This is a genomic window from Kitasatospora hibisci (assembly GCF_043950205.1).
GTDB classification, from domain to species: Bacteria; Actinomycetota; Actinomycetes; order Streptomycetales; family Streptomycetaceae; genus Kitasatospora; species Kitasatospora hibisci.
Window position 1 is genome coordinate 2,162,943 of the sequence record NZ_CP171642.1, and the last position, 24,412, is coordinate 2,187,354.

Genomic DNA, 24,412 nt, shown 5'->3' on the forward strand with positions numbered 1-24,412 from the left:
GGCCCGTCCGGGGCCGCAGCTCCGTCAGGGACCATCGGCCCTCCTATCGGACCGGTCGGTCCCTGGGCCCGCCCGGGCGTGCGCAGGCAGGGTTCTCTTGGCTCCGGACCGCAACGCGTCCTGGCCGCGGACCATCCGACAGCTGACGGCAACGAGGGGAAGACGATGACGGGTTCTGTCCTGACGGGGATCGACGGATCGGCGCAGAGTGAGGCCGCGGTCCGCTGGGCTGCCGAGGAGGCGGACCGCCGCGGCGCCGTCCTGCGGATCCTGCACGCCTGGCCCTGGCTCAGCACCGAGTACGCCGAGGACTCACTCGCCGGCGGCCTGCGGCCGGCCGCGCTCCGGGCCCTGGCCGACACCGCCGAGCGGATCCGCGCGGCGCACCCCGGGCTGTCCGTCGAGACCGCCGTGGTCGGCGACGACCCGGCCGACGCGCTCGTCACCGCGGCCAAGGACCGGGACCTGCTCGTCCTCGGCTCCCGCGGTCTCGGCGGGTTCTCCGGACTGCTGGTCGGCTCGGTCGGCCTGGCGGTGGCGGCCCGTACCACCGTTCCGCTGGTCCTGGTCCGGGCGGACGGGACCTCCCGGGCCACCACCGACGCACCGCCCCGCCGTGAGGTCGTCGTCGGGGTCGACGGCCACCAGGCCTGCGACGCCGTCCTGGACTTCGCGTTCACCGAGGCGGCCCGGCGCGGCGCGCGGGTGCGGGCCGTCCACGGCTGGGACCTGGTGCCCGTGTGGACGGCCGCCGAGTGGGTGCCGCCCCAGGTGGACCTCGCCACCCAGGAGGCCGGGGAGCAGGCCGCCCTGGTCATGGCGCTCGCCTCCGTCCGGGCCGCCCACCCTGAGGTCGAGGTGATCGCCGAGACCCGGGTCGGCGGCGCGGCCAACGCCCTGGTCGCGGCCTCCGCCGGGGCCGACCTGGTCGTCGTCGGCCGACGCGACCACCGCCACCACATGCTGGGAGTCCGGCTCGGACCGGTGGCCCACGCCGTGATCCACCACTCCCCCGCCCCGGTCGCCGTGGTCCCGCACGACTGATCCCCCGAACTCCCGTGCTCGGTCACGGCGTTCTTGAAGCCGGTACCGCCCCGGCTCTTGGGGATGCTCGGATCGGTCTTCTCGGTCTGCTTGAGGAGGTGGATTCCCAGGGCGGTCTCGGACGATCTCGCGGCGACGGCGACGGCGACGGCGACGGCGAGGATCGTCGTGCACCCGGGCGGGCCGACCGCCGCAGCGGCGGGAAGCGGTTCCACGGCGGCGTTGCTCGGGCGCGCCGACCGGATCCGCGCCGTCGCCGCGGGGGAAGTCGGCGAACCCCCGTCGCCAACCACGTCCCGGCCGTCACGGCGGTGCGCCTGGGCATCGGGTTCGCGGACACCGAACTTGCCCGTCGCCTACTTCCGGGCCCAACCCCTGGTCGCGCTCCCGCTCGGCATCCTGTTCGCCTCCCGCTGGGGCGCGTACAGCGTCGTCCGCGTCCGCCACGCCCTGTGGGGCCGCCTGCCGTAGCGGCTGATGCGCTTCCTCCACGACGCGCACCGGCGCGGAGTCCTGCAGCAGGTGGGCGCCGTGTACCAGTTCAGGCACGCGCGGCTGCGGGACATGCCGGCCCGGAGGTAGCCGGTCCCGGCGGCCGGAGAGGTCCGGCGTACGGGTGGTCGATGTCCCAGCCCGCAGGAGCAGGCGAAGTGCTTCGCCACCTCCTCGGCGCGTGGAAGCAGCCCCGGCAGCCGAGCTGCCGGACCAGAGGACCGAGAAGAGCACGGAGGACGTCGCGCGGCCGGCCGGCCGCGCACGAGAGGGCACGGGGCTTCTGCTGATCCCCACCGGGGCGCGAACACCCCGGCCCTGCCGGATCGCCCCACTCCGGGGCGGCTGCCGTCCCTTCGGGGACGGGCCTACACGTCGAGCTCGGTTTCGATGCGGCGCAGTTGGTGGCGGGCCATGGCGAGGTTGGCGCGGGTGCGGTCGAGGACGAGGGAGAGGGACAGTCCGGCGCCGCCGGTGCGGGTGAGTGGGCGGAGCAGGTGGTACTGGGTGGAGAGGGTGGTCAGAATGTCCTCGATCACCTCGGTGACGAGGTCGGTGGCGGCGAGGGTGCGGCGGGCGGCGCGGATGATGTCGGTGTGGCCGGCTGCGGCGAGGGACAGATCGAGGTCGGGGGCGGCGCTGCGGGTGCCCAGGGCCATGCCGCTTTCGAGGTCGACGAGGGCTGCACCGAGTGCGCCGTCGATCGCCATCGCGTCCCTGAGTGCCTTGTCGACTGCGTTCACGCTCGGTACTCCCTGTTTCGGCCGCTTCGGTGGGCAGCGCGTTGTGGCGTCGGGCTGCTCGTGTCCGTGAAGGCTACGGATGGTGTCGGAGGCGCATACGGGAGTGATCACAACCGATCGTGATTGGCCGGATACCTATGGCTCCCCACTTGCTTTGATCACGAGTTGAAGAATTCTTCACATTCATAGATGCTGCATCCGTGAATGGAGAGGTTCAGTGCGGCCGGCCGCGTCGGCGGCCGGCCCGGGGATGGTGGCGATGAGCGACGTGTTCGACGAGGAGCTGCGCGAGCAGCTGGGTGAGGCCCGGCGGCTTCGCGCCCGGGCGTGGGAGGCCGGCGACGAGGACGGCGCCCAGGCCTACGCGGGCCGGGTGACGCAGTTGTTGCGGATCGCCGCCCACCACGGCGTCGCCGTGGAGCGCGCCGTGGACGACGTGGAAGAGGACTGAGGGCGATGGCGGTCCCGCTGTACCAGGCCAAGGCGGAGTTCTTCCGCACCCTTGGCCACCCCGTGCGGATCAGGGTCCTGGAGCTTCTCCAGGACGGACCGCTCCCGGTGCGCGAGCTGCTGGCCGCGATCGAGGTCGAGCCGTCGAACCTCTCGCAGCAGCTCGCCGTGCTGCGCCGCACCCAGCTGGTGACGGCGACCCGGGAGGGCAACACCGTGGTCTATGCGCTGAGCACGCCGGACGTGGCCGAACTGCTGCGGGCGGCGCGGCGGATCCTCACCAAGATGATCGACGAGCAGGGAACGCTCCTCGCCGAGCTGCGCGAGCCGCAACCGCAGGCGCGCCGGGCATGAGGGAGGCTTCCACGGGCACTACGGCCCCTTCCGCGCTCGCGGCCCTCGCCCGGCGGGCGGGGGCGCGGCTGTGTGCGGTGCTGCCGAACCGGGCGGCGCTGGCGACGATGGGCCGCTCACCACGCAAGGACCTGCTGGCGGGGCTGACGGTGGCGGTCGTCGCGCTGCCGCTGGCACTGGGGTTCGGGGTCGCCTCCGGTGCGGGGGCCGAGGCCGGGCTCGCCACCGCGGTGGTGGCCGGCGCACTGGCGGCGTTCTTCGGCGGTTCCAACCTGCAGGTGAGCGGGCCGACCGGGGCGATGACGGTGGTCCTGGTCCCGATCGTCCACCAGTACGGCACTGCCGGGGTGCTGACGGTCGGGCTGCTGGCCGGGATGCTGCTGGTCGCCGCCGCGCTCGGCGGGGCGGGGCGGTTCATGGCGTATGTGCCGGCACCGGTGGTGGAGGGCTTCACCCTGGGCATCGCCGCCGTGATCGGCCTCCAGCAGGTGCCCGCCGCGCTCGGCGTGAAGCCGTCCGGAGCGCAGAACGTCGCCGTCGCGGCCTGGGACGCGGTCGCCGACTTCGCGCGCACCCCGCACCCGGTCGCACTCGCTCTGGCAGCCGGGGTCGCGGCGGTGATGCTGGTCGGTGCCCGGTTGCGCCCGGGCATCCCGTTCTCGCTGCTGGCGGTGGCCGCCGCCACGGTGCTGTCGGGCCTGGCCGGCCTGGACGTGGCCACGATCGGACACCTGCCCGCCGGGCTGCCCGCTCCCTCGCTCACCTTCCTGCACCCCGATGAGATCCCGCACCTGGCCACCGCCGCGCTGGCCGTGGCCGCGCTGGCGGCGCTGGAGTCGCTGATGTCCGCCACGGCGGCGGACGCGATGAGCGTCTCGGAGCGGCACGACAGCGACCGCGAACTGTTCGGCCAGGGCATAGCGAACCTGGTCGTCCCGTTGTTCGGCGGCGTCGCCGCGACGGGTGCGATCGCCCGCACCGCCGTCAACGTCCGCTCCGGCGCCGCTTCGCGCCTCGCCGCGCTCGTCCACGCCGGCGTGCTCGCCGTGGTGGTGTTCGCCGCCGCCCCGCTCGTGTCCGGCATCCCGCTGGCCGCGCTCGCCGGGGTGCTGATCGCCACCGCGGTGCGCATGGTCGAGGTCGCCTCGCTGCGGGCGCTGGCCCGCAGCGGCCGGGGCGAGGCCGCGATCCTGGCCCTGACCGCCGGCGCGACCCTCGCCTTCGACCTGGTCACCGCCGTCATCGTCGGCCTGCTGGTCGCCGGCGCGCTGGCCCTGCGCCAGGTCGCCCGTACCGCCGCCCTCACCAAGGTGGCGCTGCACGAGGGCCTGCCCCCGGCCGACCACCACGCCGAGGAACAGGCCCTGCTCGCCGACCACATCGTCGCCTACCGCATCGACGGCCCCGTCTTCTTCGCCGGCGCCCACCGCTTCCTGCTCGAACTCGCCGAGACCACCGACGTCAAGGCCGTCATCCTGCGACTGTCACGCGTCAGCACGATCGACGCCACCGGCGCCCTCATGCTCGGCGACGCCATCGCCAAGCTGGAGCGGCGCGACATCCTCGTCCTGGTCTCCGGCGCGCGCGAGGACCATCTGAAGACACTCGACACCCTCGGCGTGCTCGACACCCTCCACGCCGAACACCGGGTCTTCGCCGCCACCCCCGACGCCATCGGCTACGCCCGGCGCCACCTGAAGGGCGTCCTCCAGGGCGCCAGGCAGGGTCGGCGGTGACCCGCCGACGGCGGGGTCTTCGCCGTCACCGGGAACCCGGCCCCCTCCCGGCGCCCCCGCCCGCGGCACCGCCCGAAACGGCAGCAGACCTCCACGCCCTGGCCATGGCCGTCGAACCTGCGACGACCCGCCTGGCCGGGCGCACCACCCGCACGGTCCTCACCACCCGGGGCGCCCCCGCCACAGCGGCCGTCCCGGGCGCCGGCCTGCTCGTCGTCACCGAACCGGCCACCGGCACCGTCCGCCACGCCCATGCCGCCCGCACCGCCGCCGTCCGGCGCCTGCGCGTCCGACCCAGGCCCCGCCCGACGCCCACCCACTCCCAGGAGCACCGATGAACTCGGCAAGCAGCGACGAGAAGAAGCGCCGCAAGGCCATGCTGGTCCGCGCCTCGATCTACATCGCCGGCACCCACCTGTTCGCCGGCTTCGTCATCCTTCTCTTCGCACTCGGCAACCGCCACTGACGACACCCCGCCCCGGCGCCGCGCCCCTCGTACTCCGGCGAACCGCCGGGCCGCACGGCCGGAGCACGACGCGCCGGCGAAGCTCGGGCCCTCTCGCGGGTGAGCCGTCCCCTCGCCGCACATGCGTCGCGGCACGCCCCGGCGCGGCCGCCCAAGAGCCGTGGCCGCGGCCGGATCCGCGTTCCGTGCCTGCCCGTCCCCACCCGCGGGCAGGCACGTCCCGGGGGCGCGGGCCGGGGCGCCCCATTCACCCCCGCCCACGCCGAGCGGCCGCCCCGGCGTCGGTTCCGAGGCGGCCGCTGCGCGGCGGGCGCTTCCGGCAACCCGTCGCATTGCACACCTTAGCAGTTGCTAATATTGGCAACTAAGAGGAAGGGGAGCCGGACATGCACGTCTCACCGCACGGGCGCGCCCGGACGCCGGCCGCTCCGTTCGTGGTCCCGGGTGTCTTGTGGCACCCGGCAGCCAGTGGACGGCGCCCGGACCCGCTGTGCGGGCATGCCCGCGCTTCCCTGTCCCCGATGGGTCGTCGGGGCCTCGCCCGTGCTCACCGCCACCTCGGGTGTGCTGAAAAGAGGTGGCGGTGAGCATGCAATGGGACCTCGAACGAACCGGCGACATCGGCGTGCTGCGCCTGTCCGGATTCCTCGGCGAGAGCACGGCGCACCGCTTCACCGGCGCCGTCGACTGGACCGGAGCGCGCTGCGCCGGGGCGGTCGTCGTCGACCTCGTCGCGCTCCAGGGCTGGAGCACCGAGGGCGAGGCGGCGATCGTCAACGCCGCCGGCCGCCTCGGTACCGATCGCAGGCTCCTGGCCGTGTGCGGCCACGGAGGCAGGCCCGTACCCCTGCTCGCCACCGCCCACGGCCTGGGCGTCCTGCGCCTGTTCCCCGACACCGACACGGCGCTCGCCATCCTCGCCCCACGCTGACCAGGCGGTTCGTCGGCGTTGCTACAGTTTCAAGCGATGATGCCAAGCCCATCCGCCACCCGACGGGAGCGGTGTATCCCGTGACCGCCGACAGCACGCGGCAGCCCTCCGTCACCACCGTGCCGCTCTACCAGCACAAGGCCGAGTTCTTCAAGACACTCGGCCACCCCGTGCGCATCCGCGTCCTGGAACTCCTCAGCCAGCGCGAACACACCGTCGCCGAACTCCTCCCCGAGGTCGGAGTCGAACCCGCCCACCTCTCCCAACAGCTCGCGATCCTGCGCCGCACCGGCATCGTGGCGTCCCGGCGCGAGGGCGCCTCCGTCGTCTACCGCCTCACCAGCCCCGAGATCAGCGAACTCCTCACCGTCGCCCGCTCCATCCTCACCGCCCTGCTGACCGACCGCGCCGGGCTCCTCGACGACCTGCGCCCCGAAGCCGCCCCCACGCACGACGACTGACCCGACCCCGGCGACACTCCGCCGGTCAGCCGGAGGAGCCGACCCGGCCGGAGCCCAGGCCGTAGTGCGCGCCGGCCACCCGGAGCCTTCCGGCCGCGATCAGCGGACGCAGCAGGCGGTCATGGTGCGGCGCGGCCACCGTCTGCGGGGTCCGGGCGAGGACGGCGGCCTCGACCACGTCGCCCGGCGCCGCGCCCGCGCGCAAGGCCTCCTCGGAGGGGCGCCGCAGGTCGTCCGTGACGTCGGCCAGGTGGCCGGGCGGCCGGGCGGCCGCCGGTGGTCTCGGAGCCATTCGACGGCGGGGTCACCGCCCCCGCAGTGCCGGCCCCCAGGACTGCCAGCAGCGGGGCGGCGCGTGCGGCGGGCCCCGGACGCCGACGGAGCACCATTGACTTCCGCTCCCCGCCCTAAAGGGCGGGGATTCCTACCACGGTCGTCTGACCGTCTCGGTGGGTTCCTGCTTCTTCGCGCTGTGCGGGGACGGGTCCCCGGCTTACCCGCGCTCGACAGGCTGACACCGCCAGTCCGGCGGCCGTGGCTATGTTGACGGCGGCGTTGACGTCCCGGTCCAGCCAGACGCCGCACGCCTGGCACTGCCAGACGCGGATGTTCAGCGGCTTGGGGCCGTCCTTGACGCCGCAGTGGGAGCAAACCTGGGAGGTCGGCTCGAAGCGGCCGATCTTGATCAGGTTCCGGCCGTACTTCGCGGCCTTGTACTCCAGCATGGTGACGAACGCCGACCATCCGGCGTCGTGCACGGACTTGGCGAGCCGTGTGCGGGCGAGTCCCTTGACCGCCAGGTCTTCCACCGCGATTGCTTGGTTCTCGCGAATCAGTCCGGTGGAGACCTGGTGGTGGAACTCGCGCCGGGCGTCGGCCACCCGTGCGTGGTTGCGAGCGACCTTGTGACGGGCCTTCTCGCGGTTCTTGCTGCCCTTGGCCTTACGGGACAGGGCTTGCTGTGCGCGTTTGAGCTTCTTCTCTGCGCGCCGGAGGAACTTCGGGGCGTCGATCTTCCGCCCGTCCGAGAGGACGGCGAAGTGTCCGAGGCCGAGATCGAGACCGGTGACCGGCTCGGTCTCGGGAAGGATCTCGGGGTCCGTCTCGACAACGAAGCCGGCGAAGTACCGGCCTGCGCTGTCCTTGATCACCGTCACCGAGGATGGCACGGACGGCAAGGCGCGGGACCACTTCACCCGCACGTCGCCGATCTTCGGCAGCGATAGGTCGCCGCCCGGTGTGATCTTCCATCGGGCGTTCGCGGTGAAGCGGATCGCCTGCCGGGTGTCCTTGCGGGACTTGAACCGGGGCGGTCCCATCTTCGGGCGCATGCCCTTGAGGCCGTCGAAGAAGTTCCGGTAGGCGGTGTCCAGGTCCCGGAGGGACTGTTGCAGCACCACGGCGGACACCTCGCCGAGCCATGCCCGTTCGGGGGTGTTCTTCGCGGCCGTGAGCTGCTTGGACAGCTCGCCGGACGGGATGAACGGCAGCCCGGCGGCGCGGGCGGTCTCACGTGCCCGGAGGGCATCATTGAAGGCCACCCGTGCACACCCGAACGCCCTGGCCAGCGCGGAACGCTGAGGCCCGTTCGGGTACACGCGGAAGCTGTACCTGAGCTGCACGGTCAGCACCGTACCATTTTGGTTTATGGCTGAGTATCAGAACATCCGCACTGGTCGGCACTGCGCTTTCGCCCTGCATGCGCACTTGGTTTTCGTGACGAAGTACCGTCACAAGGTGTTCGCCGAGCGGCATCTGACCCGGCTCGAAGAGATCATGCGGGACGTGTGCGCCGACTTCGAGGTGGAGTTGGTCGAGTTCAACGGCGAGAACAACCACGTCCACCTGCTGGTGAACTTCCCGCCGAAGGTCGCCCTGTCCAAGCTGGTCAACTCGCTCAAAGGCGTCAGCTCGCGCCGGCTGCGGCAGGAGTACCCCGAGCTGGTCAAGCACTACTGGCGCGCACAGCGTCTGTGGTCCGGTTCGTACTTCGCCGGATCAGTCGGCGGCGCGCCGCTGTCGATAGTCCGGCAGTACATCGAGCAGCAGAACCGTCCGGCTTGACGGTCTGCGGTGGGCACCGTCCACAGTGCGGGAGGGTGCCCACCGCACAGGTCAGAGCAGGGTTCAGAATCGCTTCACCACCGGGCTGAAGCCCGTGCACTGCGATTAGTCCAGGTAGCGGTACGGGCCGGACCCGGACAGCGCACCACCTCGCCGCAGAAGGCGGACCGCCGGGCCGGGGGCATCCGCCGCAGCAGCGCCAGGCGGTCCTCGTGGCGGCGGGCGCGAGCGCGGCGAGGCCGTCCGGCCGGGCCGCGACCAGCGGACGGGAGGTCGAGGTGATCGCCGAGACCCGGGGCGGCGGCGCGGCCAACGCCCTGGCCGCGGCCTCCGCCGGGGCCGACCTGGTCGTCGCCGGCGGAGGCGACCACCGCCACCACATGCTGGGAGTCCGACTCGGACCGGTGGCCCACGCCGTGATCCACCGATCCGGGCACCTCGCTACGACAGGACGTCAGCACCCAGGGATTCCACCACCACGCGGGAGCGACCCGGCGATGGCCACCCGGTTCTTCAACGGCCGGATCGCCCGTGCACCGGCCCCGGGCTCACCGCCTCACCGCTCACCCCGCGGGGAACTGCTCGATGGCAGGCGGGACATAGCTGCCGTCGAGCGCCGCTCCCTGGGGGCCGTACGCACGGAGCATGATGTTGAACGGGCCGTCTCCGACGGGCAGCCAGTTCGCCGGGTTCACCCCTTGTGGCCGGGTGCGGGACACGTAGATGGAGAGCGAGCCGTCCTGGTTCCACTCCAACCCCGGGGTGTAGCTGGCCACGGCGTACGTGTCCGCGTCGTTCGGGATCAGGGTGATCGCCTCCGGCGTGTACGCCGTGATCGACCAGAACCGGCTGACCTCCGGGAGCGCCCCGGCGGGGAACTTCAGCACGTAGCCGTGCTCGGCCCCGTCGAGCGCAGCGCCGGAGCAGTCCTTGAAGGCGTGCCAGTAGGCTGCGGCGGGGAGGTTGTTGCCCCACTGCAGGAACTCCGCGATCGAGGAGCGGTCGAGGTAGGCAGAGGGCGCCCAGTTCCCGATGTTCTGGAAGTTGACCCAGTTCGTGCTGCCGGTGTGGTTGAGGTAGTTGTCCACGATCTGGGTGTGGCCGTCCCGAGCACCCTTGGCAAACTGGTCGCGCTGTTCCGGCGACAGGTTGGTCCCGTCGCCGAAGAGGTGGTCGAACCTCGCGGCCACCGCCTTGTCCTCACCGGTCAGCGGGGGCGTGCCCGGGTCGTGCACGGCGGTCTGAAGCTGGCGGAGGAAGGTGATCGGCGCATAGCGGACCAGGTTGTCGGCGATCACCTTGTACCGGACGGCGAACAGAGCCTCGGGCACGATCGCCGTGGGGCCCGAGTTCGAGTCGGCCTGGTAGTCGGGCAGAGTCGCCATATGCAGGCTGCGTCGGAACTCTTCGGCCTGCCTGACCGTGTTCTGACCGTCACTGGCGTACTTGTCGGCCCTGAAGATCCAGAAGGACTGGGGGTACGGCACGGTGATCCGGGTGGCCCCGGGAGGGAGGCTGCCGTGCCAGCCCGGGGCGGTGAGGGCGTAGGTCCCGGCCCGGCCTGCGGGGATGCCCGAGTCGAAGACGTCACCGAAGGGAGTCGCGGTCAGCAGGGAGTAGGAGACGGAGGTCTCCGGGACGGTCAGGATCACCGGCTGCTGGGTCGGCTCCACGACCGCGCTGGCGTACAGGGTGTCGACGTTGATCGCCACGACCGCGCCATACAGTGGAGTCACCCGGTCGGGCCCGAACAGCGTGTTGCCCCCGCCGAACAGTAGACGGGTTTGTTCGTAGCTGAACCAGCGTGGATAGAACCGCTCGATGTACGCACGGGACACGCGGTAGTCATCGGAATGGCCCCGGGTGGTGTCCGCCTGCGCCGACGAGGCGCCAAGGAGCACTCCCAGGGCCAGGAGCGCCGTCAGCCATTTCCAGCGGTTGCGCAACGCGAGGTACAGCATGGGCTGTCAGACCTTCCTCAGGCGGTGTCGCCGCCGACGTCGAGCGACCGGCGACCCGGGCTTGCCTCACCCCGGTCGCGATCGGTAACCGCCTCGAACCGGCGGGCACGCAGAGAGTCTGCCCACAACGACGTCAAAAGGGGCTCAGCACTGACGGCGTGTCACTCCCGACTCCACCCAAGTCGGAACAGTCCACTCGGTCAGGCGCAGGATAGACCTGGCGGCCCGTCAGGCGAAGCAGGAACCGCAGTACACACGCGGCGACCGGCCCGGCGGGCGGTAACTGCACCGGCCGGCGAAAGGGTCCCGGGCATTGCGTCTACACCAGAATCCCTGCCGCACCACACCGAAGGACTCCGCCCCGGGCCTGTCGGAGGCAGGGAAGGCACCCCTGAACGACTACCGGAACCGACCCCGTCGGGCAAACGGCCGATCGCTCTCCGTAACCACCAGACGTGAGCCGGATCCGGTGATCGCGCAGGGGCGCCGAGAACGCTGCGCCGGTCAGACCGTGCTGGACGGCGAGGCACACCGGGGATCACCAAGATCGCCTTCAGAGCCGAGCTCAGCCGGAGTGGTGTGTGGGGCGCGCGGTCATGCCGTCGGACCCGAGGGGCAGCTGGACCAGGGCGGTGGTGCCTGCGGGGTGACGGGGTTGCAGGGTGAAGCTGCCACCTGCCGTCTCGATGCGGACACGCAGCGCGGCGAGGCCGATGTGCCCGCGGCGGATGCTGGTCTCCAGCACGCCGGGCTGCATGCCGCGTCCGTCGTCGTCGATGCGCAGGTGCAGCCGGCCGTCGCGGACGCGGAGGTCGAGGCGGCACTCATGGGCGGCCGCGTGCTGGACGACGTTGTTCAGCAGCTCGCGGGCGGCGGTGAAGGCGATGCCTTCGGCGGCGAATCGGGGGACGTCGCCGTACTCGGCGTGCATCCGGATGTCCCCTCGTTCCTCGGCGTTCGCCACGAGCCGGTGTACTGCCTGTGCCAGGCCGAGGTGTTCGAGCACCACCGGGTGGAGTTCGGTGACGACCGACCGCATCTGGCGAGCGGTCTCGGCGAGCACGAGGTCGGCGCGCTGGAGCGCCTCCTCGTTGCTGGACGTGCGCGCCTCCTGCAGATCGTGGCGGGCGGCGAGAATGTTCTGCAGGGTCTCGTTGTGGAGGGTTTCGGCCAGGTTCCGTCGTTCGCGTTCCTCTGCGTCCATGGCCTGGCCCAGCAGGTCGCGACTCTGCGCCATCAGAGTGCCGACACTGCGCGACCGGTCTCTCTGGACACGGGAGAGGAGAGTGCAGATGCACCCCAGCAGCAGCAGGTTCAGTACGTGGACCATCGTCGGCCAGAACCCGGGAACGCTCCAGCGGCCCAGTACGGCGGCCATCGAGTAGGCCAGGGCGCTGGCTCCGGTCATCAGCGCCGTCACCCTGGGGTCGAGCTGAAATGCGGCCAGGACGGGGATGAGGAAGAAGGCGTCGCCCACCGGCGGATGGACGCCGACGGGCGCCTCGAAGCCTCCGGACACTGCCAGCAGTGAGCCGAGAATCATCAGGTCGAGCAGCAGGAACCGCCAGGTCCAACGGGACAGGCCTTCCCTGCGCCACGTCCGCCACAGCAGCAGCACCGCCCATACGGCGAAGCAGACGACCAGGGCGCCGCACAGGAACTCGTGGCGCCGGGGTGGGAACAGCGCCAGTTGAAGGGCGACCAGCACGACGATCAGCAGGCGCAGCACGCTCTGGATGCGCTCTCCCGTCCGGGCCTGGGCCGCGGCCTGGGAGGCCGGCAGGCCGTCGGCGTCCGGCGTGGCGTGGCGTTTCTGCAAGGAGGTGGTCACTGCCCGGTACCTGTTCCGTGCGCGTCACTCAAGGAGGCCACGGCGCATCGCCTCGGCGACGGCTGCGGCCCGGTCACTCACTCCCAGCTTCTCGTAGAGACGCTGGGTGTGCGTCTTGACGGTGCTGGGTGCGAGGTAGAGCTCTTCGGCGATTTGGGGGATGCTCCGACCTTCGGCAAAGGCACGCAGCACCTGGCTCTCCCGTTCGCTGAGCACCACCTGTTGGGCGGCGGCGTGCCGCCGGACCTGGTCGATCAGGGCGGTGGTGAGGTTGTCCGGGAGCGCAGTGCCACCCCGGAACACCCGGGCCACGGAGTCGACGATTTCGTTGACCGACGCGTCCTTGCCGAGGTAGCCCACCGCGCCCTCCTGCACGGCGTTGAAGATCAGCTCGTCGTCAGTGAACGCCGAGAGCAGCAACATCCGGGTGGGCAGCCGGTCCCGGACGACTGCCCGTACCACGGCGATGCCGTCGAGTTCCGGCAGTTGGTAGTCCACGACCGCGACGTCCGGTTCGTGGGCACGGATCAGCTCCAGGGCCTCCGCGCCGTCGGCCGCCTCTGCCACGACGTGCGCCTGACCGCTCTGGTTCAGTGCCCGGGTGACGCCCGCACGGTAGAGCGGGTGGTCGTCGGCCACTAGCACGCGTATGCGCTGGCCGCTGGTTTGCATCGGCTCATCCTTCTCCACCGGGGCAGGTTCTCATTTTCGATACTTTGTACTATTTTATCCTTCCGGTGGCTTCCGATGGCTTCCTGCTGGCCGGCTCACTCCGCGCTCGCCCGCGCCCCCGGTGTCACTGCGCCGAGGTGCGGGGGCGCCGCAGGAGAGCCCGGGGGCGAGCGGGGTCGGGGCGGGACGGGGCCGTTTCCGGCGATCAATGCGGCACACGCGGATCTCATCGGGCGGGGCGGAGCGGGGGTGGTCGCTCGTAGCGTTCGCCAAGCTGGGTGCTCGCCAACTGCCGGTAGAGCGCGTCGGTCCGGAGAAGCTCGTCATGGGTGCCCGTGGCGCGGACGTTGCCGTCACTGAGCACGATGATGCGGTCCGCGTCGACGACGGTGGACAGGCGGTGCGCGATGGCGACGATCGCGCAACTGCGGGAGAGATCGCGCAGCACCTGCCGCAGGGCGTGTTCCGCTCGCGCGTCCAGCTGCGACGTCGCCTCGTCCAGGAGAAGGACGGAGGGGTTCGAGAGGAGCGCGCGCGCGATGCTCAGACGCTGGCGTTCCCCGCCGGAGAGTCCGGTTCCCTGGTCGCCGAGTTGCGTGTCCAGGCCGGCCGGGAGCAGCGCGACGACGTCGGCGAGCTGCGCCATGCGGATGGCTTCGCCGATCTGCTCCTCCGTGGCGTCGGGCTGCGCGTAGACGAGGTTCTCTCGGACGGTGCCGCGCATCGTGGGGATGTCCTGCTGCACATACCCCACGTGGGCGCGCAGGCTCGACAGGGGGAGCGACTCGATCTCCCGACCGGCGAGTCGGATGTGCCCGCCGGTGGGCCGGTAGAAGCCCTCGATGAGGTGGAACACGGTCGACTTGCCGGCGCCGGACGGGCCCACGATGGCGGTCAGCCCACGAGCCGGCACGGTGAAGGTGGCGTCGGAGAGAACCTGGGGGCTCTGCGGTCCGCCGTAGCTGAAGTGCACGTTCTGGAAGTGGACGGCCGACGGGTGGCTGTGGTCGGGCCAACCGGGCCGGGCACCGTCCGGGGGCATGGCCTCCTCCTGGGGCAGGGCGGCCAGTTCGTCCACACGCTGCACGGCCGCCCGCCCCTGCTGGAACTGGCCGATGGCCACGAAGACCATGACCAGCGGGGAGACCATGTAGAACAAGTACATGATGAATGCGGTCAGGTCGGCAAGTGCCATCCCCCCGTCGGCGACCCGGGTCATTCCCACGCCGACCGCGATGGCCAACGATGCCTGAAGCCCCACGTTCACGGCCGGTGTCATCAGCGCGCCGAGGGCGCCGACATGGACACCGGAGTTCCGGGCCCGGTCGGCCAGCGCGGTGAGCCGCTGCTGTTCGCGGCCCTCGGCCCGTGCGGCTTTGACGGTCGGCAGGGCGCTCAGCACGCGTTGCAAGTCGGTACCGAAACTACCGGTGTCCTCCCGGTTGCGGAGGGCTGCCCGACGGAGTCGGCGGGCGATCAGGAGCGCCAGGCAACTGGCCACCGTCAGGCATCCAAGGGTGATGAGCATCAGCCAGACGTCGATCAGGAACATCAGGACCATGCCGCCGACGACCATGAAGCCGTTGATGGTCAACTGAGCGAGACTCTGGGACAGGGCGATCCTGACCAGTGACGTGTCCGTCACCATACGGGTCTGGATGTCCCCCTGCGGGTGACTGGCGAAGGCCGCGAGCCGGGCGCGCAGCAGCCGGCCGGCCAACAGTCCGCGCACGTCGCGAACGATGTCCTCGCCCGCTCGTCCGACGAGGTACGCCTGGAGGGAGGTGAACACCGCATCTGCCAGGAAGAGCAGGCACAGCACGGCGATCAGCCAGCCCAACGGCTCGTCCAGGCCTGCTGCGCGGACGAGCCGGCCGATGACGTAGGGCTGGGCGAGACTGGCTGCGACGCCGATGACCCCGAGAATCGTGCCGGTGATGAGGGTGGCGCGGTACCGCCCTGCCAGGCGCCACAGAGCGGAGTTCCGGGTCGCCTGCTTGGCGGTCTGGGAGCCGGGCACCGTCTCACTCCGTCCCGCTGGCGTCATGGGGGCCGGGCAGGGCGGCCGGCGCGGGCGACGGCGCCCTGGCGGGTCGGCGGTCCGGGTGTGGGGGCGCGGGTGCCGTTCCTCCTCGACCAGGCGCCGACGCCGGCCGGCGGAGGGCAGGCCACCGGGCCCGAAGTTGCCGTTCGCGGCGCTGTTGGTTCCGGCGCAGCGGCGAGGCGGCACGGTGCGGGTGCTGGAGCGAGCCGTACCGTCGGCCCGGGAGGTGCCACAGCCACGACGTCCTCCCGGTCCCGTCCTCGGCCGGGGCGCCGTCGAACGTCGGGACAGCCGTCGCGCGTTGCGCTGGGCGACGACTCGTGAAGTGCCACTTCGGGCAAGGGGGAGGAGTATCGCTTGCGCTTGACCGGACGGCGACCGGGCGCCACCGTCCGGTTCGGGTCACGCACCGCTCGCCCTCTCCCCCACATCTCGGAAAAGCAGTCGCCGACATATAGGACATATAACCATAATTGGCGACTTATTGTTCGGTCGACTAGCCTGCTGATAGCGCATCAACGGCCTCGCCACAGTGATCGACACCACGACCGGGACGGGGCCCTGACGTCGGGAGCGGGACATGTCGAAGTCTCGTGATCGGATGGCGAAGGCGCTGTCCACCGTCTTCGGGCCGATTCCGCTCTCCAGGGAGCAGGCGATGGCCGTGTCCGAGCGCCTTGCCGCCGCGACCACGGTCGTGTCCAGCCTTGAGTACCTGCGCCGGAAGGGAGACCGGGAGCCCGGTGGGCTGAACGACTGGACGATCGGGCGGGATACGTACGTCACGCTGTCCCCGCTGAGGCGCCGGATCCTGGACGTGGTCGGCGATCGCCGGGTCACCAATGCGCTGTTCTGCGCGCAGGCGGCCGCCGGTAGCGCCCTGCTCCTGCCGCATCGAGGACGCTGGCGAGGCGCGGCCAGCATGTTCCTGGGGCTCAGCAACATCGCGCTCTACGCGCGACGGCGGTACGGCACCGACGGGTCCGACCAGGTGGCGATGCTGGTGCAGACGGCGGTGGGGGCGGCGCGGATGTCCCGCACCCCCCAGGTCCAGGACGCCCTCTTGTGGTACGTCGCACTCCAGTCGAACCTCTCGTACGCCGTCTCCGGCTGGGTCAAGCTCCTGGGTGCGGAGTGGCGCGAGGGGACGGCGCTGGCGGGCATCATGCGGACGCGGACGTACGGCCACGAGGGCATGTGGCGTTGGGCCGAGCAATATCCCGGAACCGCGCGGTGGCTGGCGCACAGCGTGCTCGCGATGGAGTGCCTGTTCCCCCTGGTGTACCTGCCGGGTGGGGTGCTGGCGCGGCCGATGATCGCGAGCGCGGCCGCCTTCCACGCGGCGAACGGATACTTCATGGGGCTGGGGCGGTTCGCCACGGCGTTCACGTCGATGCATCCGATGGTTGCCTACACCACTACCCCGCGGTCACGCCCGGAGGTGGCGGACCGGGACGACACCATGGCGGCGGCGACAGCGCTCTCCCTCGCCGGGGTGGCGGCGTTCGGTGCACTGCGGGCCGTCGACCGCCGCCAGTGGGCCCGGGACAGCTGGCCCGGCAGTCTGAGTGTGGCCACCAGGCACGGCAATAAGATCAGCTACTACCGGATGAGCGGCTCGGCGAAGGGGCGGAAGCCCGTCATCATCATGTCCTGCGGACTGGCCTCGTCTCCGGAGATGTTCGGGTGGGTCCTGCAAACGCTGCGGGAGGACGGCGCGTGTGACGTGATCACCTACAGCCGGGCCGGCATCGGCCCGAGCTCCTACGCGGGTGACGAACCGTTCACCCTGCAGGAGTCCGTGGACGATCTGGTCGACCTCGTCACCGAGGTCGCTCCCGAGGACCGCCCGGTGGTCCTGGTCGGTCACTCCCTGGGGGGAGAGATCGCCCGCCGGGCCGCGCTCGACCTCGGCGACCGGGTGACCGGCGTGGTGTACCTGGACAGCTCCCACCCGGAGGAACTGCAGCGGTCGGAGAAGCAGGGCGAGACGGCTGAAGCGCTGGACCGTTCGATCGGCATCATCGCGGCCAGCCTGCGCAGCGGTCTGGGCGTACTGATGCCGCACCCGGCCTGGGTGAAGGACCTCCCCGCCGACGTACGGCGCCGAGCCTTCGCCCAGTTCGCGGACAGCCGGATCTGGTGGACCGGACGACGGGAGTGGCGAGCCGCGGAGGAGTACTTCCGGTCCTTCGAGGGACCGCTGCCGCCGATCGCCTCGCACGCCATGGTGCTGTCCGCGCAGAAGACGGCGGAGGCGGATGCCGCACACGCCGCGATGTGCGAGGACCTGGGCCGAGCCCACCAGGGCGACGGCAGGGTCGTGCAGTTCGTCACCGTACCGCGTGCCGGCCATGAGTCCATCCTGACCAATCCGGGTTTCGGCCAGCAGACCGCGCGGCACATCCTCGCCTTCCTCCGGGACATCGACGTCGTTCCGCGGACCGACGACGACGGGGGTACGGATCGGGACGGCACTGATCGCAAACGGCCGAGCACGTGAGGTGACCCGATGACTCCGACCTCCGTGGTAACCCGCGTCTTCACCGGGCCCGGTGGGCTGACCAGGCTGGCATGCAGCGGAATGCTCGTGGGAACGGTGGCCACGCAGCACCCGAACCAGCTCTTCAACCGGGTGCAGCAACTCGACAGCATGGCCGTGCTGTTCCCGAACTGGCGCTTCTTCGCCCCCACCCCGGCCCGGCACGACTACCAGTTCCTCTACCGAACGCTGAGCGTCGACCGCGAGACCTCGGGGTGGAACATGGTCGAAGTGATCGTCGGCCGCAAAGCGTGGCAGATCGCGTGGTTCCCCGGACGCCGCGCGGAGAAGGCCATCTTCGACGCCTGCCAGGAAGTCGTCCTGGTACTCGACGACGGCTTCGCGGTGGCGGAACACCACCCTGCATACCGCATGATTCGCGAGTTCATCCGGAACCGGATCAACCGGTCCGGCGCGGCGGGAATCAAAGGGTTCCAGTTCGCGCTCGCGCGAGCAGCCGGGTACGACACCTCGGAGGAGCCCGAGATCGTCTTCGTCTCCCCCTACGTCCCGCTGCGGTCGACTGCGGTCGACGACCGGGCCGACGAAGTGCCGGCAGCATCGGGCGGCGATCCGTCCTGACCCGACACGCGGCCGGCGGGGTGGCCATCGGCCACAACCGAGCGTCGCCTGGTCGAGCCCGCAGGCGCTGCCACCTGCGCGGGCCGCCTGCCAGGCGGCCGTGCGACCGCAGTCGACCTGCAGTGTCGGCGACGCCCCGGTCAGGCCCCCACATCGGCGAGGGTCCGCGAGCAGGCCGGCCGTCACGACCGCCCACCGCGCGCCCGTCGGATGCGGCGAGGGCCTGGGGCGCGGCCCGGTGGTGTGCACACAGAAGGTGCCCCCAAGCCGAGCTGAAGAGACCTGGGGCATGTCTCGTCGTCTCGGCTCGGAAGGCACTTCCGCCTCCGGTCGGGGCCGGCAAGTGTGTCAGCCGACGGCGTAGGCGACTGCTCCGACGCCCGCCCACACGGCTGCGACGGCCAGAGGGCCGGTCAGCGCAAGGGTGCAGGTGTTGGGAAGCCGCTGGCTTGCGTGCCAGCCGGGGTGCTCTTCGTGGAGAGTGCCCAGACGGGTCGCCTGCCGGATGATCATGTCATCGAGGGCGTGGTTCCTGTTCATGGTCCTCCTTCCGCGGCCGGCCCCTGCCGAGGGGGACCGGCATGCGGTGGACGGCTGCCGGGGTACCTGCCCGGTCACCCCGGTGCGGGCTTCGGCTCGCCTCGGACCGAGCGGCGTCAGCCGACGGCTTCGGCGATGGCGAAGGTTCCTGCGGCCACGAGGATGCCGACGCCGACGGCCGCGAGGCTCGCGGTGACCGGCGCGGAGGCCTGGGGGAAGCTTCCGAGGTCCTCCTCGTGCAACTCCGCCGGGGTGCCGGCGGAAACCTTCCAGTGGATCTCGTTCTGGACTGCCATGGTGTTCTCGTCTCCTCGGTGGGTTGCTGCATCGACGCTCCCAGTGTGCAGAGCGAGGCCGAGCAGCCGTGCCCACCGGGCGGCCGGTCGTCCGGTGGACAGCGGGGTCCCCCGGCCGGGGGAGGAGGCCTCGTCCGCCGCAGGGGCCATGCGGCGGACGGGCGCGACAGGCGCGAGCACCCACCCTGGTGTGACAGGAGCCGCTACAACGAAGAGGAACGGACACGCCATGACAGTGCAGCGCAAGATCGAACAGTTCACTGCCGAGAATCTGGGCAGCCTGAATGAGAACAGCACCGGTACGTTCGCCCCAGGGCCCGCGACCGTGGCCTCCGCCGGCCTGACCATGGCCGCCGTCGCCGTCGTGGTCACCATCAGTGTCGGGGCAGCAGTCGCCTCGGCGGTCGGCTGAACCGAACACCGGACGACGCCGAACCCCCGGAAGCCGACGTGCTCAGGGGCTGGACGACAGTGCTCCCCGCGGCCGGAGCGGCCGCGAGGAGCACGGCCCTACGAGACCTGCCGAGACAGGAGAGACACACGATCTCGCACACGGCCCTACCGTGTTCTGGTCGATCGGCACCGCGTGGAATATCCACCGGCGGGGGGGCGACGCCGCATCCAGGAGTGCGGGCATACGGCGGACGTCGAATGCAGGTCATCCCGAATAGTTCCGCAGTCATCTCGGCCGAAGTGCGCACAGAGACAATTTCTGCTGATTGAAGCGGCAGAACCCATCGAAAGGTATTCTCATGTCCGAGTTCAACATAGACCGTCAGACCGCGCATCTGGGCGAACTCCACGAGGAGCACGCCGGCTTCCGCCAGGGCGGTTGCATGCCGACGGCGTCCGTGGGGTACGCCGCCGCTGTGCTCGGAGTGGGGGTGGTCACCATCGCGGTGGCCTCCTTGGCCACCATGGGCACCGGCTGATCCCGGAGCGCGACCTCCACCCGCACGCGTCGGCGCCTTGGTGCGCCGGAAGGAGACGAGGAAGGAGAGAAGACGTGGCAACGGATGTCGTGGTTGTGGGCAGCGGGCCGAACGGCCTGGCCGCAGCAGTCACCATGGCGCGTGCGGGTCTGTCCGTCGCCGTCTACGAGGGGGCTCCGGAGATCGGCGGCGGGCTTCGCACCCGGTCGCTGTTCCGTGACGACGTCGTACACGACATCTGCTCGGCCGTGCACCCCATGGCACTGGCGTCCGCGTTCTTCCGGGAGTTCGACCTGGCAGCCCGGGACGTCGAACTTCTCCAGCCGGAGATCAGCTACGCACACCCCCTCGACAGCGGCCGGGCGGCACTCGCCCACCATGCCCTGGACGCCACCTGCGCGGGCCTGGGCCGTGACGGCCGGGCCTGGCGGACACTGATGGAGCCCCTGCTGGAACGCAGCCAGGCCGTGGTCGACTTCGCACTCGGTGGACAGCGCAGCCTCCCCCGGGATCTACGCGCCCCGCTTCTCCTCGGGCTTGGCATGCTGCGTCACGGCACGCCGCTGGCGCGGCACGCTTTCACCGGGCAGAAGGCGGCGGCGCTGCTCGCCGGGGTCGCCGCCCATGCGATCGGCCGTATGCCGACCCCCTCCTCGGCCGCTGTAGCCCTGCTACTGGGCCATCTCGCCCACGGCACCGGCTGGCCTCTCCCGCGCGGCGGGAGCGGGCGGATCGCCGAAGCCATGGTGTCCGACCTGCGAACCCACGGCGCAACCCTCACCACCGGACAACGGATCGACGACCTGCGAGACACCTGCGGCGCCCGGGCCGTACTCCTCGACCTCAGCCCCAAGGAATTCCTGAGGATCGCCGGCCCGCTGCTGCCACGTCCCTACCGCACGGGCCTGCGCGCCTTTCGGTACGGGCCCGGCGCCGCCAAGGTCGACTTCCTCACCTCAGGACCGATTCCCTGGGCCGCCCCGGAGGTGGGACACGCGGGCACGGTCCACCTCGGCGGCTTGCAGGAGGACGTCTTCCAGCAGGAGTCGCTGGTGGCCCGCGGCAAACCGGGCGGCGAACCGTTCGTCCTGGTCGTGGATCCGGCCACGACCGACCCCGGACGCATCGGGGCCGGCGGACATCGGCCGGTATGGGCCTACGCCCACGTCCCCCATGCGGACCCCACCGACCCCGCGGACATCGTCACCGCCCGCATCGAACGGTACGCACCAGGGTTCACCGAAACCGTCGTCGCACGCCGCTCCCTGACCGCACCCGGCCTGGAGAAGTACAACCCGAACTACGTAGGCGGCGACATCGCCGCGGGGGCCATGACCCTTCGCCAGACACTACTGCGCCCCCTACCCCGCTGGAACCCGTACCGCACCCCGCTACGCGGCGTGTACCTCTGCTCCGCTTCCACACCTCCGGGACCCGGCGTCCACGGCATGGCCGGCCACCTGGCCGCCGTCTCCGCGCTACACCGCGAATTCGGAGTCCAGACCACACCCTCGCTTTCCCCCGCCGCCCCACCCACACCCCGATCTTGACCCTGTCGGGAGCCCCCCGGTGAGGACGTACCAGTGATCTTGTGTGAGTCCGCTGTGGTCACTGGAAGCTGAGCCGGCCGTCGAAGAAGAGCGGGAACCGGTCGCGCCGCCGGGGCCCGGGATATCCCGGTGCACGCCGGCGTTGACGCCCGCTACGACCAGGGCGTGGGCGTCGATGGCTCCGGCCGCCTTCCCGCCTTCCCGCCTTCCCGGTCAGGGTGTCGACCGGACGAAGGTGCAGGGGCCAGCGTCGAGCGGACCGTATTCCCTGGACGCAGCCGCGTGCCTCCTCGGCGTCCGGGACGGCCGTGACTCCTCGGGAGGCGAGGAAGCGCAGAAAGAAGCACAATGGCTGGGGTGAGACCACCTGCCGGCCGCTGCCCGGGCGAATCCAGGCACCGGGGCTACTAGGTTCTCCGTCCCCAGGGGATGCGGTGGCCGGGCGGACGCCTGGACTCGCCCCGAACTGCGGCGCCCGGGCGGCAGAAGGCGGTGGCAGGGCGGCGTACTCGTCCGCAGGTCGGGTACGGGTGCGCGTCGGTGTGGCAGATGACCCGGTCGCGCCTACCCTCGGCCCCGCGCAGGAGGCAGCACGCAACGGTGGCGACGTACCCGCGCCGCCGCCCCGGTCATCGCCCCGATCGGCCGTTGCAGGAGGAGTGCCGTCATGTTCGAACCACCCACCGCCGCATACGGATCGGCATTCGCGTCCGTCTATGACCACGTGCTGCCACAGGGCGCGGAGGTGCTGCGAGTCGTTGACGGACTCGCCGGTCTGCACCCTGGAGGCGGGCTGCCGACGTTGGAGCTCGGCGTCGGCACCGGGCGGATAGCACTGCCCCTCTCAGCCCGGGTGGGCCCGATCACCGGCGTCGACGCGTCGCCCGCGATGTTGGACGTGCTGCGGGCCGCGATAGACACAAGCGGTGCGGACGTCACGCCAGTCCTGGATGACATCAGGACCTACCGGGACGAACAGGCCTACGGTCTGGTCTACTGCGTGTGCAACACCCTGTCGCTCCTCCTGGACCGCGATGATCAGAGGAAGGTCATCCGGCACGCGGCCGAGGCGCTGGCTCCGGGCGGCGTGCTGGTCATCGAGAACGTGCACCGCGACAACATCCTCGCCTTGCATCGAGGCGAGCAACAGGCCTCCTACCTCGTCCCCTATCCGGGACAGAACACCGGGCTGCTCGGCTTCTCGAACCTGGGTCCCGACCAGACCGTGTGGCAGGCCACACACGTGTGGTTCGAAAACGGCACCGCGACGGTCTTCAGCGAGATCTGCAGGCTGACCACCCCGGAGGAGGTCGACGCCGATGCCGCCGCGGCGGGCCTGTCACCGGGTCCGCAGACCGCCGGTTGGGAGGACGACCCGCTGACAGGCACGGCAAGTATGTTCGTCGTCCGCTTCACCAAGCGCACGTGAGAGAGCGGCGCCCACCGCTCTCTCACCGATTTCATGCATGCACACCGACCGGCCGACACCCTCGTTCGGAGCGCTCCCCGCCCCCGAACACGATCCGGTTCACCACCACGCCCTGGCTTCGAGGCGTTGAGGGATCAAGTGCGGGACGTCTCCACCTCGGAGTCACCCTGAAGATCACCCGGCGACCGTGACGACCAGCACGCCGACGGTGGTGACCGCGGCCACTGCGAGCACACCGTGGACAAGGGTGGCGACGGGCGGGCGCACCGGTGACACGATTCCGGGAGCGTCCTCGCGCAGGTCGCCCACACTCGCCATGGCTCGATCGAATGTTTCACTGTGTGTCATTCTTCCACTTCCTCGGTAGGCTGCCGCCGCAGCGCGGCGGCAGTTGGCTTCCGACGTCCGGCCGGGCTCGCTCAGCCTTCCGCTGCGGCATAGGCGACAGCGCCCACGACCGCAACGGTGGCCAGCACCACGGCGCCTGCAGGGGTCGCCACTACGGGGAGCCGAGCGGCCTTGTAGGTCATTCCTTCGTGTTCCTCGTGCAGCTCGCCGAGGTTCCTGGTCTGGGCGTCGATCCTGTTCTCCAGCATCGGTATCACCTCTCTTGGTCTTCTCTGCTGGGGTCACCTCCCACGTTACGGAAGGGCCTCACGGGTGGCTGTCCTACGAACGCCTCGCGACGAGGACCAATGCCGTGTCCCCCGACCGGCGGACACGCAGGAAGCACCGAGTAGTTCGAGGTACCGACGTACCAGCGCCCTTCCGGTGATCGGCGCCCCATCCAGGCCCGGTCGTCACCCGAACCACTGGCCGCCCCCCCCCGGTCCGCGAACCGCCTCGACCGCCGCCTCCCCGCCGGTCCCTGACAGGGTGAAGGCGAGGATCGCCTACGACGACCACGGAAGACCCCGGCCGCCCGTTGACGCCGACGCGGCACGGCTGTGAGAATGCCCCGCCCACACGGCCGCCGCCGGCCGGCGCCTGCACCTCCGACCCCGGCCCCGCCCGAGGCCCACCCACCCCGAGGAGCACCGATGAACTCGGCAAGCAGCGACGAGAAGAAGCGCCGCAAGGCCATGCTGGTCCGCGCCTCGATCTAGATCACCGGCACCCACCTGTTCGCCGGCTTCGTCATCCTCCTCTTCGCGCCCGGCAGCCGCCACTGACCACGCCCCGCCCCGGCACCGCAACCCTCACCCTCCGGCGAGCCGCCGGGCCTCACGGCCGGATACCCCGATGAACTCCGCGAGCGCGCCGTGCGCGAGGTCCGCTCGACCGGCCGCCCC

At 71.0% G+C, this 24,412-nt stretch carries 28 protein-coding genes; 17 read left to right on the forward strand and 11 right to left on the reverse strand.

Annotation, left to right across the window (positions count from 1 at the left end):
* Positions 1 to 165: 165 nt before the first annotated feature.
* Positions 166 to 1,044 (forward strand): universal stress protein, encoded by an 879-nt coding sequence (locus tag ACF9IK_RS09150; RefSeq protein ID WP_395293749.1) that lies wholly within the window; start codon positions 166 to 168, stop codon positions 1,042 to 1,044.
* A gap of 345 nt (positions 1,045 to 1,389) precedes the next feature.
* Positions 1,390 to 1,515 carry a hypothetical protein gene (locus ACF9IK_RS09155; protein WP_395293750.1) on the forward strand — a complete coding sequence of 42 codons (126 nt, stop codon included), beginning with the start codon at positions 1,390 to 1,392 and terminating at the stop codon, positions 1,513 to 1,515.
* Between the two features lie 389 nt (positions 1,516 to 1,904).
* Here ACF9IK_RS09155 and ACF9IK_RS09160 read toward each other — a convergent pair whose 3' ends face one another.
* Entirely contained in the window at positions 1,905 to 2,279 is a 375-nt protein-coding gene (locus ACF9IK_RS09160; protein WP_395293751.1) for a hypothetical protein, read from the reverse strand.
* Positions 2,280 to 2,538: 259 nt separating this feature from the next.
* Between ACF9IK_RS09160 and ACF9IK_RS09165 the strand changes: the two genes are divergently transcribed.
* The 7 genes from ACF9IK_RS09165 to ACF9IK_RS09195 all read left to right on the forward strand — a co-directional run bounded on the left by ACF9IK_RS09165 (position 2,539) and on the right by ACF9IK_RS09195 (position 6,677).
* Entirely contained in the window at positions 2,539 to 2,730 is a 192-nt protein-coding gene (locus ACF9IK_RS09165; RefSeq protein ID WP_395293752.1) for a hypothetical protein, read from the forward strand.
* Between the two features lie 5 nt (positions 2,731 to 2,735).
* Complete coding sequence (locus tag ACF9IK_RS09170; RefSeq protein WP_395293753.1) at positions 2,736 to 3,083, forward strand: ArsR/SmtB family transcription factor; 348 nt, start codon at positions 2,736 to 2,738, stop codon at positions 3,081 to 3,083.
* Positions 3,080 to 4,819, forward strand: coding sequence for a SulP family inorganic anion transporter (locus tag ACF9IK_RS09175; protein ID WP_395293754.1), 1,740 nt, complete (start codon positions 3,080 to 3,082; stop codon positions 4,817 to 4,819). The genes ACF9IK_RS09170 and ACF9IK_RS09175 overlap by 4 nt, the downstream gene beginning before the upstream one ends.
* A 104-nt stretch (positions 4,820 to 4,923) precedes the next feature.
* Positions 4,924 to 5,157, forward strand: coding sequence for a hypothetical protein (locus ACF9IK_RS09180; protein WP_395293755.1), 234 nt, complete (start codon positions 4,924 to 4,926; stop codon positions 5,155 to 5,157).
* On the forward strand, positions 5,154 to 5,285 hold the full coding sequence (locus tag ACF9IK_RS09185; RefSeq protein ID WP_395293756.1) for a DUF6126 family protein: 132 nt from the start codon (positions 5,154 to 5,156) through the stop codon (positions 5,283 to 5,285). Before ACF9IK_RS09180 ends, ACF9IK_RS09185 begins: the two co-directional genes overlap by 4 nt.
* Before the next feature lie 589 nt (positions 5,286 to 5,874).
* Positions 5,875 to 6,216, forward strand: a complete 342-nt coding sequence (locus tag ACF9IK_RS09190) for an STAS domain-containing protein (RefSeq protein WP_395298518.1) — start codon at positions 5,875 to 5,877, stop codon at positions 6,214 to 6,216.
* A gap of 80 nt (positions 6,217 to 6,296) precedes the next feature.
* The gene (locus tag ACF9IK_RS09195) at positions 6,297 to 6,677 is read left to right on the forward strand and encodes an ArsR/SmtB family transcription factor (protein ID WP_395293757.1); all 381 of its coding nucleotides are present in this window, start codon (positions 6,297 to 6,299) and stop codon (positions 6,675 to 6,677) included.
* A gap of 25 nt (positions 6,678 to 6,702) precedes the next feature.
* Here the strand turns inward: ACF9IK_RS09195 and ACF9IK_RS09200 are convergent, their stop codons facing one another.
* The gene (locus ACF9IK_RS09200) at positions 6,703 to 6,969 is read right to left on the reverse strand and encodes a hypothetical protein (RefSeq protein WP_395293758.1); all 267 of its coding nucleotides are present in this window, start codon (positions 6,967 to 6,969) and stop codon (positions 6,703 to 6,705) included.
* 115 nt (positions 6,970 to 7,084) lie between these two features.
* Positions 7,085 to 8,299, reverse strand: coding sequence for an RNA-guided endonuclease InsQ/TnpB family protein (locus ACF9IK_RS09205; protein ID WP_395298430.1), 1,215 nt, complete (start codon positions 8,297 to 8,299; stop codon positions 7,085 to 7,087).
* Positions 8,300 to 8,324: 25 nt separating this feature from the next.
* Between ACF9IK_RS09205 and tnpA the strand changes: the two genes are divergently transcribed.
* On the forward strand, positions 8,325 to 8,741 hold the full coding sequence (tnpA, locus tag ACF9IK_RS09210; RefSeq protein ID WP_395292292.1) for an IS200/IS605 family transposase: 417 nt from the start codon (positions 8,325 to 8,327) through the stop codon (positions 8,739 to 8,741).
* A gap of 563 nt (positions 8,742 to 9,304) precedes the next feature.
* Here tnpA and ACF9IK_RS09215 read toward each other — a convergent pair.
* The 4 genes from ACF9IK_RS09215 to ACF9IK_RS09230 form a co-directional block, all read right to left on the reverse strand.
* Positions 9,305 to 10,702: a DUF1214 domain-containing protein gene (locus ACF9IK_RS09215; RefSeq protein WP_395293759.1), complete on the reverse strand. Its 1,398-nt coding sequence runs from the start codon at positions 10,700 to 10,702 to the stop codon at positions 9,305 to 9,307.
* A gap of 565 nt (positions 10,703 to 11,267) precedes the next feature.
* Positions 11,268 to 12,533, reverse strand: a complete 1,266-nt coding sequence (locus tag ACF9IK_RS09220) for a sensor histidine kinase (RefSeq protein ID WP_395293760.1) — start codon at positions 12,531 to 12,533, stop codon at positions 11,268 to 11,270.
* Positions 12,534 to 12,557: 24 nt separating this feature from the next.
* On the reverse strand, positions 12,558 to 13,205 hold the full coding sequence (locus ACF9IK_RS09225) for a response regulator (protein WP_395293761.1): 648 nt from the start codon (positions 13,203 to 13,205) through the stop codon (positions 12,558 to 12,560).
* Positions 13,206 to 13,431: 226 nt separating this feature from the next.
* Positions 13,432 to 15,225 carry an ABC transporter ATP-binding protein gene (locus ACF9IK_RS09230; RefSeq protein ID WP_395293762.1) on the reverse strand — a complete coding sequence of 598 codons (1,794 nt, stop codon included), beginning with the start codon at positions 15,223 to 15,225 and terminating at the stop codon, positions 13,432 to 13,434.
* A gap of 604 nt (positions 15,226 to 15,829) precedes the next feature.
* Between ACF9IK_RS09230 and ACF9IK_RS09235 the strand changes: the two genes are divergently transcribed.
* Positions 15,830 to 17,752, forward strand: coding sequence for an alpha/beta fold hydrolase (locus tag ACF9IK_RS09235; RefSeq protein ID WP_395293763.1), 1,923 nt, complete (start codon positions 15,830 to 15,832; stop codon positions 17,750 to 17,752).
* Between the two features lie 9 nt (positions 17,753 to 17,761).
* A complete protein-coding gene (locus tag ACF9IK_RS09240; RefSeq protein WP_395293764.1) occupies positions 17,762 to 18,373 on the forward strand; it encodes a hypothetical protein in 612 nt (203 codons plus the stop codon).
* 348 nt (positions 18,374 to 18,721) lie between these two features.
* On the opposite strand, the gene ACF9IK_RS09245 is transcribed toward ACF9IK_RS09240, so the two are convergent.
* Both ACF9IK_RS09245 and ACF9IK_RS09250 read right to left on the reverse strand, forming a co-directional pair.
* Entirely contained in the window at positions 18,722 to 18,913 is a 192-nt protein-coding gene (locus ACF9IK_RS09245; protein ID WP_395293765.1) for a hypothetical protein, read from the reverse strand.
* A 116-nt stretch (positions 18,914 to 19,029) separates the two neighbouring features.
* The gene (locus ACF9IK_RS09250; protein WP_395293766.1) at positions 19,030 to 19,209 is read right to left on the reverse strand and encodes a hypothetical protein; all 180 of its coding nucleotides are present in this window, start codon (positions 19,207 to 19,209) and stop codon (positions 19,030 to 19,032) included.
* Between the two features lie 229 nt (positions 19,210 to 19,438).
* Between ACF9IK_RS09250 and ACF9IK_RS09255 the strand changes: the two genes are divergently transcribed.
* From ACF9IK_RS09255 to ACF9IK_RS09270, 4 genes are all read left to right on the forward strand, one after another.
* Positions 19,439 to 19,621 carry a hypothetical protein gene (locus ACF9IK_RS09255; RefSeq protein ID WP_395293767.1) on the forward strand — a complete coding sequence of 61 codons (183 nt, stop codon included), beginning with the start codon at positions 19,439 to 19,441 and terminating at the stop codon, positions 19,619 to 19,621.
* 340 nt (positions 19,622 to 19,961) lie between these two features.
* Positions 19,962 to 20,141, forward strand: coding sequence for a hypothetical protein (locus ACF9IK_RS09260; protein ID WP_395293768.1), 180 nt, complete (start codon positions 19,962 to 19,964; stop codon positions 20,139 to 20,141).
* A 74-nt stretch (positions 20,142 to 20,215) separates the two neighbouring features.
* Positions 20,216 to 21,691, forward strand: coding sequence for a phytoene desaturase family protein (locus tag ACF9IK_RS09265; RefSeq protein ID WP_395293769.1), 1,476 nt, complete (start codon positions 20,216 to 20,218; stop codon positions 21,689 to 21,691).
* A gap of 667 nt (positions 21,692 to 22,358) precedes the next feature.
* The gene (locus tag ACF9IK_RS09270) at positions 22,359 to 23,120 is read left to right on the forward strand and encodes a class I SAM-dependent DNA methyltransferase (RefSeq protein WP_395293770.1); all 762 of its coding nucleotides are present in this window, start codon (positions 22,359 to 22,361) and stop codon (positions 23,118 to 23,120) included.
* A 174-nt stretch (positions 23,121 to 23,294) separates the two neighbouring features.
* Here the strand turns inward: ACF9IK_RS09270 and ACF9IK_RS09275 are convergent, their stop codons facing one another.
* Together ACF9IK_RS09275 and ACF9IK_RS09280 are read right to left on the reverse strand one after the other, a co-directional pair.
* Positions 23,295 to 23,438 carry a hypothetical protein gene (locus ACF9IK_RS09275; protein WP_395293771.1) on the reverse strand — a complete coding sequence of 48 codons (144 nt, stop codon included), beginning with the start codon at positions 23,436 to 23,438 and terminating at the stop codon, positions 23,295 to 23,297.
* A gap of 101 nt (positions 23,439 to 23,539) precedes the next feature.
* The gene (locus ACF9IK_RS09280) at positions 23,540 to 23,716 is read right to left on the reverse strand and encodes a hypothetical protein (protein WP_395293772.1); all 177 of its coding nucleotides are present in this window, start codon (positions 23,714 to 23,716) and stop codon (positions 23,540 to 23,542) included.
* Between the two features lie 510 nt (positions 23,717 to 24,226).
* Between ACF9IK_RS09280 and ACF9IK_RS09285 the strand changes: the two genes are divergently transcribed.
* Positions 24,227 to 24,292, forward strand: a complete 66-nt coding sequence (locus tag ACF9IK_RS09285; RefSeq protein WP_395298519.1) for a DUF6126 family protein — start codon at positions 24,227 to 24,229, stop codon at positions 24,290 to 24,292.
* Positions 24,293 to 24,412 lie beyond the last annotated feature (120 nt).

Coding starts and splice junctions, on each gene's coding strand:
- ACF9IK_RS09150 (WP_395293749.1), top strand. CDS start 166: ATGACGGGTTCTGTCCTGACGGGGATCGACGGATCGGCGCAGAGTGAG.
- ACF9IK_RS09165 (WP_395293752.1), top strand. CDS start 2,539: ATGAGCGACGTGTTCGACGAGGAGCTGCGCGAGCAGCTGGGTGAGGCC.
- ACF9IK_RS09170 (WP_395293753.1), top strand. CDS start 2,736: ATGGCGGTCCCGCTGTACCAGGCCAAGGCGGAGTTCTTCCGCACCCTT.
- ACF9IK_RS09175 (WP_395293754.1), top strand. CDS start 3,080: ATGAGGGAGGCTTCCACGGGCACTACGGCCCCTTCCGCGCTCGCGGCC.
- ACF9IK_RS09180 (WP_395293755.1), top strand. CDS start 4,924: ATGGCCGTCGAACCTGCGACGACCCGCCTGGCCGGGCGCACCACCCGC.
- ACF9IK_RS09185 (WP_395293756.1), top strand. CDS start 5,154: ATGAACTCGGCAAGCAGCGACGAGAAGAAGCGCCGCAAGGCCATGCTG.
- ACF9IK_RS09190 (WP_395298518.1), top strand. CDS start 5,875: ATGCAATGGGACCTCGAACGAACCGGCGACATCGGCGTGCTGCGCCTG.
- ACF9IK_RS09200 (WP_395293758.1), bottom strand. CDS start 6,969: ATGGCTCCGAGACCACCGGCGGCCGCCCGGCCGCCCGGCCACCTGGCC.
- tnpA (WP_395292292.1), top strand. CDS start 8,325: ATGGCTGAGTATCAGAACATCCGCACTGGTCGGCACTGCGCTTTCGCC.
- ACF9IK_RS09215 (WP_395293759.1), bottom strand. CDS start 10,702: ATGCTGTACCTCGCGTTGCGCAACCGCTGGAAATGGCTGACGGCGCTC.
- ACF9IK_RS09225 (WP_395293761.1), bottom strand. CDS start 13,205: ATGCAAACCAGCGGCCAGCGCATACGCGTGCTAGTGGCCGACGACCAC.
- ACF9IK_RS09235 (WP_395293763.1), top strand. CDS start 15,830: ATGTCGAAGTCTCGTGATCGGATGGCGAAGGCGCTGTCCACCGTCTTC.
- ACF9IK_RS09240 (WP_395293764.1), top strand. CDS start 17,762: ATGACTCCGACCTCCGTGGTAACCCGCGTCTTCACCGGGCCCGGTGGG.
- ACF9IK_RS09245 (WP_395293765.1), bottom strand. CDS start 18,913: ATGAACAGGAACCACGCCCTCGATGACATGATCATCCGGCAGGCGACC.
- ACF9IK_RS09250 (WP_395293766.1), bottom strand. CDS start 19,209: ATGGCAGTCCAGAACGAGATCCACTGGAAGGTTTCCGCCGGCACCCCG.
- ACF9IK_RS09255 (WP_395293767.1), top strand. CDS start 19,439: ATGACAGTGCAGCGCAAGATCGAACAGTTCACTGCCGAGAATCTGGGC.
- ACF9IK_RS09260 (WP_395293768.1), top strand. CDS start 19,962: ATGTCCGAGTTCAACATAGACCGTCAGACCGCGCATCTGGGCGAACTC.
- ACF9IK_RS09270 (WP_395293770.1), top strand. CDS start 22,359: ATGTTCGAACCACCCACCGCCGCATACGGATCGGCATTCGCGTCCGTC.
- ACF9IK_RS09275 (WP_395293771.1), bottom strand. CDS start 23,438: ATGGCGAGTGTGGGCGACCTGCGCGAGGACGCTCCCGGAATCGTGTCA.
- ACF9IK_RS09280 (WP_395293772.1), bottom strand. CDS start 23,716: ATGCTGGAGAACAGGATCGACGCCCAGACCAGGAACCTCGGCGAGCTG.